Source organism: Symbiopectobacterium sp., assembly GCF_051710365.1.
Classification (GTDB): domain Bacteria; phylum Pseudomonadota; class Gammaproteobacteria; order Enterobacterales; family Enterobacteriaceae; genus Symbiopectobacterium.
In genome coordinates this window covers 1-6,955 of sequence record NZ_JBPETA010000155.1, presented here as the reverse complement: position 1 = coordinate 6,955, position 6,955 = coordinate 1, and the positions used below count along the sequence as shown (strand labels likewise).

Genomic DNA, 6,955 nt, shown 5'->3' with positions numbered 1-6,955 from the left:
GTTCAGTATTGGTGACAGACCACCACAAGTATCCAACCTCAATTCTGTTCACAAGACCATCGTTGATGTTCTCGGCGAGCGATACCGTCGAATTTATTCTTAAAGTAGGTGCGGAATGACGGTTCAACGCGATTCACACGAGTTATTTCTTCACGCTGGCGCTGCGCCTGCTCAATCACGTCAGATTGACGTTGCGAAATTTCCCCTCGCTCCGCCGGTGTTAACGGTACGGCGCTAACGAAAAAGGAGAAAAGCAAAAGTAACAAAGACCATCGCTGCAAAGGATATTGCATACGCCATCCATGATAAATTTATTTAATATCAAATAAATAAATGAAATTCAAAAAATCACAATGCGCGCTATTAACAACACGCATTGTGAATAATGTTTTTGGGGATGATAGAAGGAAGAAATGGCAAACTCAATATAGCGTCAAAGATTTGCGTCTGGAGATTTTTATTTGCATTAGTGCGTTATTTTATTTCACCCTAACAAAAATAAGGGTTTTCATTATTCCGTGAAGCAGCAAAAACCCACCTGCAACACTTTATTTTCACCAATCGTTACCACCCTAATAATAGATCATGCTATAGATAACGTTACCACCTCAACGTCAATGCGCCACCTTCCGTCATTAACCGCATTTCACCCGGCAGTAATTTTGCGTCAGCTTCAAGACGCCAGCCCAAATGCGCGTGTTGACTCAACCACGCTGCCACATCGGTTAGTTGCATTGGATGGCAATACAGTACGCCCCGCCCCTCACTCACCACCCTGACGGCAGCAGCAGGGCCATTGAAAGCGTTTGTTTAGGCGAAAGCGCTTTTATGGGATAAGCAGCGTGTAATCGGTGGATGACGGGGCCATCTAAACAAACAGCGCCTTTCCTGTTGGCATAACATGCCATCGGCCGCTTGCGTAACATAACGAATCTCCATGTGTTTCATCAGCAAAAAACCGTCACCCCAACACGGGCTGTTTTGCTGATACATCGTCTATGCTACACGAATGTTATCGAGGTTGTTCTGAACACAAAATCCGATTTTTACCTGAAGTGAGCGTAGGCCCCCCGCTCACTGTCAGCTACTCATCTGTCTCGAACAGCGAATTACAGTAACGCTCCGCATCGTAAAATTCTTTTTGTATCATGGCGATAAACGCTTGTTGCACACTTGTGAGTGTATGCCCAGACTGGATTTGCACCTGCAAGGCGCGCTGTTCCAGTTGGCGCATCGCCAACCTCGCCAGCCGGAGCGGTGCTTGTCGGCACTTATACATTACCGAGTAAAAGCTGCATGTCGTTACGGCTTGCGGCGTGGGGAGTACATAGTGATAGAGGGTGGTGAAGTTGCTGCAACAGAGCGTGGGTTCCAGGTAGGTGCCCTGCATGCGGCAGGAGAGATCGAACAGTTGACGCAGCGTGGTGGTCGGTTCAGGCAACGCCAGCGGGTAAGCGGCCAGATCGGCTAACAGGATGGTATTGCCTGCCAGCGGGTGATCCTCCGACATCAACAACAGTAACGGCGCGGGTAGCGAAAGCAGCACCTCAACACCGTGCTCTGGTGCAAACGCAAATTGCAACGCCACGTCCACTTCACCATGACGAACCATCTGCGAGACCTGCTGTGCCGATCCCACTTTTAAGTGAAACGCCGTCTCCGGGTGTGATTGTTGAAACTGGGCAAACACATTGGGCAACGCATCGAAGGCCATTCCTTCGGTGCACCCGACGCTGATCAGCGTTTTACGCTGCGCGCTCAGCCCCTGAATTTCAGCCACCGCCGCGTCCAAATCCACCATGCTTTTGCGCACATGATTTTCCAGAATACGACCTGCGTCAGTCAAAATCATGCCGCGCGCGTGGCGCTCAAACAGCGACACGCCCATGCGCTCTTCCAAACGCTGAACCTGTCGACTGATGGCGGACACCGACACGAAAAGCTGCTGGCTGGCGGCACTCAGTGAGCCCGTCGTTGCCACAGCCAGAAAATAACGGAGTTCACTGGGCTTTGTTGAATAATAGGTAATCATGCTGTTTTTCTATGCCAGTTTTGGTAGAAAATGCTTGTCATCTTAGGTGTACAGTTTTCTCATGAGGCCTAACTGCATGATTTTGCGTTGCGAGGATCCGTCGTTTCACTTGGCTGCCAGCATAAAATCTATTTATTCAACAAAGCCAGTTCACTGCTCAACATAATCTGAGAAATTCCCAATAGGCCGTTTGAGGTTTATATGAAAAGCAAAGCTTGATTGCAAATTTTATTATGGTGGCAAAGCCAGTTTTTCCCTTAAATAGCCTTTGCTTTTCCAAAACAATCATAAAGGAATCTATGACTCGTTCCGATGTCATTCGCCGCGCCACACGCTGTGTGACGCGTGGCGATTTTGCTCGCACGCTGGCACGCCGCCTGGCGCTAGCCACAGAGAGCCAGAAACCCGATAATCATGCCGCCCTGCGCGCTTACCTGAGCGATGAGCTGCGTCCGGTATTGGAAACAATGGGCTTTGTCTGCCATTTTATTACCACAGAGGCAGCACCGGAGATGCCCTTTATGTTGGCGGAACGCATTGAAGATCCTGCGCTCCCCACGCTCCTTTCTTATGGGCACGGGGATGTGGTGTTCGGTGATGCGGCCAACTGGCGCGCGGGATTGGATCCGTGGCAGTTGATCGAAGAGCAAGACCGCTGGTACGGGCGCGGAAGCGCGGATAATAAAGGTCAGCACACCATCAATTTACTGGCGCTGGAACAAGTCTATCTGGCACGCGGTGCGCGGCTGGGATTCAACTGCAAACTGCTGTTTGAAATGGGCGAAGAGATTGGTTCTCCGGGGCTGGCCGATGTGTGTCGCCAACACGCGGCGCTGCTGTCAGCGGATATTTTTATCGCCTCCGATGGTCCCCGCCTGCATGCCGATAGCCCAACGCTGTTTTTAGGTTCACGCGGTTGCATCAATTTCAAACTGCATGTGCAGGGGCGCGATCGCGCCTATCACTCTGGCAACTGGGGGGGACTACTCAGCAACCCCGGCATACAGCTTGCCAACGTCATCGCCACGCTGGTTGACGGCAACGGCAAGATTCTGATCGACGATTTGCTGCCCCCACCGCTAACGCCCGCGCTGCGCACGATACTACAAGATGTAGTACCGGCGGGTAATCCGGGCGACCCGGATATCGAACCACACTGGGGTGAGCAGGGCCTGAGCGCCGCCGAGAAATTGCTGGGATGGAACGCGCTTGAGGTGCTTTCGTTTGTTACGGGCAATCCGTCACGTCCGGTCAACGCCATTCCGGCGTCGGCGACGGCAGTGTGCCAACTGCGCTTTGTGATCGGTACTGACAGTGACCTGCTGGTTGACCATGTACGTCGTCATTTGGCTCAGCACGGCTATGGGCATATTGAGGTGGAACTGCTCAACAGCTCCCCCGCCACCCGTTTTGATCCACAAAATCCGCTGGTAGATTGGACACTGGACCTGATGCGCGAAATCAGCGGTAAGCCACCAACACTGCTGCCCAATCTGGGTGGCTCACTGCACAATGACGTGTTTGCGGACATTCTAGGATTACCGACGCTTTGGATCCCCCACTCTTATCCCACCTGCGGCCAGCATGCGGTCAATGAGCACCTGCTGCGACCGGTGGTGGAGGAAGGGGTGGCGATCATGACAGGGTTGTTCTGGGAACTGGGAGAACAAGGTAGCACTCTGCTGGCAAAACATCGCGAGTATAGCCAGGAGTAGTCAGACACAGCCACTTTCCCCCTCGTCATCCTCGGTGAAAGCCGGGGATCTCAGTAAGAAGAAACGCGTTTCACCTGCAAGAGATTCCCGCCTGCGCGTGAATGACGGAGGTAGACGGGAATGATTGTTTCAGACAGACGAGTCATCCACCTAAAAGGCCGCGAAAGCGGCCTTTTAGGGCATCGTAGCAAGATTCGCTTACGGCCTGTGACGCGCCGTCATCCATTCTGGTTTCTGGAACGCAGAGAACATGGTGTCTTTGCGATCGAAAAAGGCCTCAAACTCCGGCGATTCAACAGCCGCTTTCAGATCCTGTGCAAATGGCTTATCGGCATCTTCCGCTCGTACCACAATCATGTTTTTCAGGTCTTCCGGCAGAATATCCAACTGAATGGCATCAGCCAGTTTCAGCCCGGCAGAGATGGCAAAATTGGCGTTGATCAGTGACCCAGTTACGCCGCCTAACGCGCGCGGCAATTGTGCGGCTTCCAACGGTTTAAACACCAATCCTTTCGGATTTTCGGTGATGTCACGCAGCGATGCCTTGGTAGGTGTGATATCCGGGTTAATCTTGATCAGTCCATATTTCTGCAAAAAATCTAACGAACGCGCCAGATTGGATGGATCGTTCGGCAACGTCACCACATCACCGGCCTTCAGTTCATCAAGGTGTTTCACCTTGTTGGAATAGAAGCCCATGCTCGCCGTCGGTACGGTGATCACTTCAGACAGTTTCAACCCTTTATCGGCGCTAAAACGATCCAGATAGCGGCGATTTTGGAACAAGTTGGCATCAATAATGCTGTTGTTTGACAGCGCCAGGTTAGGCTGAATATAGTCACTGAATTCGCGTACAGTAACGGTATAGCCTTTCTTTGCCAGTTCCGGTTTGATGGCCTGTTTTACCATATCGCCATAGGGGCCGGGTGAAACGCCGATCGTGATCTCTTTCGCCGCATCAGCGGCATAAGCGTGTCCGAACCCCAGCAAGGGAACGAGCAGCAGCGGTAACCATTTTTTGAATGTCATGTTGCGTTTCCTGTTTTAGTAGAGTGGGCGTTTCCCTGGTGTTGACGCCCCAATGCTGAACCCAGCATTAAAATTGAAACGTTTCCTCGCCGTAGCAATAGCGCTGATACAGCGTGGGGTTGATATCAAAACCGATCCCGGGCGCGTTTGGCACCGCGACGCAGCTATCCGCATCCATTTCCACCAGCGGTAGCATAAAATCTTCATGCCAATAGCGACTGGAAGGCGGAATATCGTGGGCGTAAACGAAGTTGGGCAACGTCGCCACCGCAATGTTGTGCGCTTTGCCCACCGCCGTGTCCAGCATGCCGCCACACCACACGGGGATCTGATGCGCCTGACAGTAGTCATGGATCAGTTTGGTTTCGGTGATACCGCCCACCCGCGCCACCTTGATATTGATGATTCTGGCGCTGCCCAACTCGATGGCTTTACGCGCATCCTCAACGGGGCGATGCTTTCATCCAGACAAATAGGTGTGGCAATCGCTGCCTGAAGTTTACGGTGTACGGTGATCGACAATGTCATCGTGCGCCAGTGGCTGTTCAATCATCAGCAGATTGAAACGATCGAGGCGCTTGAAGAAATCGATATCATCCAACGAATAGGCCGAGTTGGCATCGGCCATCAGCGTGATATCGCCAAAGGTGCTGCGTAGCGCCTCGATGTAATCAATGTCCTTGCCCGGTTTGATTTTTATCTTGATACGGCGATAACCTTCGTTCAGATAGCCAGCAACCACCTCGACCAGCTTTTGCGGGGAAGATTGAATACCGATGCTGACGCCCGCTTCCACCCGATCGCGCGTGCCACCAATCGCCTGATGCAGTGGAATGCCTTGCTGTTTAGCAAAGGCATCCCAGATACCGCCCTCAATCGCCGCTTTGGCGCAATTATTGCGTTTTACCGGCATAAAGATTTCACGCACTTCAGAGGGATGGGTAATCGTTCCGGCCTGCTTCACCATCGGGATCAGAAAATCCCGCATGATGTGCCAGGCAGTGACGTTAGTCTCTTCGTTGTAGAACGGCAACGAAATCGCGGAGCAGTCACCGTAACCGATAACGCCCCCGGCATGGACTTCCGCAATGGTGAAGTGTTTTTCCGTTTGGGTGGCAAAACTGGTGGTAAACGGCGTCTTCAGCGCCATCTTCATTTTGCGCAGTACAATCTTGTCAATTTTCATGCGTCTTTAACCCTGTATTCTCAGTGTCTGGCCTCAGCGTTTCTCACGCTTGTTGGCCCGGCGTGATACCCAATCACCGGCGGTTTGCACCAGTTGTACCAGTACCACCAGCGCAATCACGGTGATCACCATCACTTCGGTCTCATAACGGTAATAGCCAAAACGGATCGCCAGATCCCCAACACCACCACCGCCAACAATACCAGCCATCGCCGAATAACCAATCAGGCTGACCAACATGATGGTCAATCCACGCAGCAACCCCGCCAGCGCTTCCGGCAACAAGACGGTAGCAATAATCCGCATAGGACTGGCACCAAACGCTTCAGCCGCTTCCACAATACCGGGATCGACCTCACGCAGCGCAGAGTCCACCAGTCGGGCATAAAACGCAATGGCTGCCACCGACATCGGCACCGCCACCGCCGCCGCCACCGGGCCGATGGTGCTGCCCAACAACCACTGAGTAAGCGGCAACAGCAACACCAGCAGAATCACAAACGGTACCGAGCGGATAATATTGACCAGCACGGTGGAGAGCAGGTAGACCACGCGGTTTTGCCAGAAAAGATGACGATCGGTCACATAGATAGCGATACCGAGCGGTAACCCGAGCAGCACCGCGCCCAGGGTCGAAATCGACACCATGGTAAAGGTTTCACAAAACGCAACGCTCAATTCACCCATTAACTCATTCATGGACAACCTCCACGCCAAAGGTGTGTTGGCCAATATAGGCCAGTGCGGCACCGACGTTATCCGCCTGTGCGCCATCCTGATGCGAAATCTGGGCAATGATATGCCCGAGCGCGCGCTCATTGATGTATTCGATATTGCCGTGCAGGATATTAATTGACACCTGAAAACGGGCTTTGTTGAATAAATCAGAACTTGTAACGACTGTGCCCCATCGGGTCGATTGTTACGTGATGCGAATACTGTTCGGCATTCCTAATAGCGTGATCCGGTTAAGCGCTTTGACCATCGCCATGG

Annotated in this window: 7 protein-coding genes and 2 pseudogenes; 1 reads left to right on the top strand and 8 read right to left on the bottom strand. The window is 52.4% G+C overall.

The window, feature by feature from the left end:
• Positions 1-38: 38 nt before the first annotated feature.
• From ACTBDZ_RS13205 to ACTBDZ_RS13195, 3 genes are all read right to left on the bottom strand, one after another.
• A complete protein-coding gene (locus tag ACTBDZ_RS13205) occupies positions 39-293 on the bottom strand; it encodes a hypothetical protein (protein WP_438815660.1) in 255 nt (84 codons plus the stop codon).
• 307 nt (positions 294-600) lie between these two features.
• Positions 601-771 carry an HrpE/YscL family type III secretion apparatus protein gene (locus tag ACTBDZ_RS13200; RefSeq protein ID WP_438815659.1) on the bottom strand — a complete coding sequence of 57 codons (171 nt, stop codon included), beginning with the start codon at positions 769-771 and terminating at the stop codon, positions 601-603.
• A 313-nt stretch (positions 772-1,084) separates the two neighbouring features.
• Positions 1,085-2,032: a LysR family transcriptional regulator gene (locus ACTBDZ_RS13195; protein ID WP_438815658.1), complete on the bottom strand. Its 948-nt coding sequence runs from the start codon at positions 2,030-2,032 to the stop codon at positions 1,085-1,087.
• A 299-nt stretch (positions 2,033-2,331) separates the two neighbouring features.
• Between ACTBDZ_RS13195 and ACTBDZ_RS13190 the strand changes: the two genes are divergently transcribed.
• Positions 2,332-3,747 (top strand): M20 family metallopeptidase, encoded by a 1,416-nt coding sequence (locus tag ACTBDZ_RS13190; protein WP_438815657.1) that lies wholly within the window; start codon positions 2,332-2,334, stop codon positions 3,745-3,747.
• 198 nt (positions 3,748-3,945) lie between these two features.
• On the opposite strand, the gene ACTBDZ_RS13185 is transcribed toward ACTBDZ_RS13190, so the two are convergent.
• The 5 genes and pseudogenes from ACTBDZ_RS13185 to ACTBDZ_RS13165 all read right to left on the bottom strand — a co-directional run.
• On the bottom strand, positions 3,946-4,776 hold the full coding sequence (locus ACTBDZ_RS13185; RefSeq protein WP_438815656.1) for a MetQ/NlpA family ABC transporter substrate-binding protein: 831 nt from the start codon (positions 4,774-4,776) through the stop codon (positions 3,946-3,948).
• A 67-nt stretch (positions 4,777-4,843) separates the two neighbouring features.
• A pseudogene (gene menC / locus ACTBDZ_RS13180) lies at positions 4,844-5,932 on the bottom strand (o-succinylbenzoate synthase).
• A 63-nt stretch (positions 5,933-5,995) separates the two neighbouring features.
• On the bottom strand, positions 5,996-6,661 hold the full coding sequence (locus ACTBDZ_RS13175; RefSeq protein WP_438815655.1) for a methionine ABC transporter permease: 666 nt from the start codon (positions 6,659-6,661) through the stop codon (positions 5,996-5,998).
• Entirely contained in the window at positions 6,654-6,821 is a 168-nt protein-coding gene (locus ACTBDZ_RS13170) for an NIL domain-containing protein (protein ID WP_438815654.1), read from the bottom strand. Before ACTBDZ_RS13170 ends, ACTBDZ_RS13175 begins: the two co-directional genes overlap by 8 nt.
• A 63-nt stretch (positions 6,822-6,884) precedes the next feature.
• A pseudogene (locus ACTBDZ_RS13165) lies at positions 6,885-6,955 on the bottom strand (surface-adhesin E family protein); the annotation flags it as partial.

Coding starts and splice junctions, on each gene's coding strand:
- ACTBDZ_RS13205 (WP_438815660.1), bottom strand. CDS start 293: ATGCAATATCCTTTGCAGCGATGGTCTTTGTTACTTTTGCTTTTCTCC.
- ACTBDZ_RS13195 (WP_438815658.1), bottom strand. CDS start 2,032: ATGATTACCTATTATTCAACAAAGCCCAGTGAACTCCGTTATTTTCTG.
- ACTBDZ_RS13190 (WP_438815657.1), top strand. CDS start 2,332: ATGACTCGTTCCGATGTCATTCGCCGCGCCACACGCTGTGTGACGCGT.
- ACTBDZ_RS13185 (WP_438815656.1), bottom strand. CDS start 4,776: ATGACATTCAAAAAATGGTTACCGCTGCTGCTCGTTCCCTTGCTGGGG.
- ACTBDZ_RS13175 (WP_438815655.1), bottom strand. CDS start 6,661: ATGAATGAGTTAATGGGTGAATTGAGCGTTGCGTTTTGTGAAACCTTT.